The organism is Pseudomonas sp. DE0010 (genome assembly GCF_007680745.1).
GTDB classification, from domain to species: domain Bacteria; phylum Pseudomonadota; class Gammaproteobacteria; order Pseudomonadales; family Pseudomonadaceae; genus Aquipseudomonas; species Aquipseudomonas parafulva_B.
The window spans coordinates 1-341 of sequence record NZ_VEJQ01000098.1 but is presented as its reverse complement, the minus strand read 5'-3'; the positions used below and the strand labels follow the sequence as shown (position 1 = coordinate 341).

The window sequence follows — 341 nt, the reverse complement described above, 5'->3', positions numbered from 1 at the left end:
GATGACCATCTTCTCGGTCAGGGTCACGCTGCCGGTGCTGGAAACCCGGCCCACGTCGTTGCGCCCCAGGTCGATCAGCATCAGGTGCTCGGCCAGCTCCTTGGCATCGGCCAGCAGATCGCGCTCCAGCGCCAGATCGGCTTCTTCGGTGGCGCCGCGCGGACGGGTCCCGGCGATGGGGCGCACGGTGATCTCGCCGTCCTCCACCCGCACCAGCACCTCGGGCGAACTGCCCACCACATGGAAGTCGCCGAAGTTGAAGAAGTACATGTAGGGCGTGGGGTTGAAGCAGCGCAGCGCCCGATAGAGGTCGATGGGCGCCGCCTGGAAGGCGATGGACA

At 66.9% G+C, this 341-nt stretch carries 1 protein-coding gene; it reads right to left on the bottom strand.

Translation table 11 applies throughout. The features are described from left to right. A partial coding sequence (locus FS767_RS21820) for a chorismate-binding protein (RefSeq protein ID WP_178102769.1) occupies positions 1-341 on the bottom strand: 341 nt, incomplete at both ends.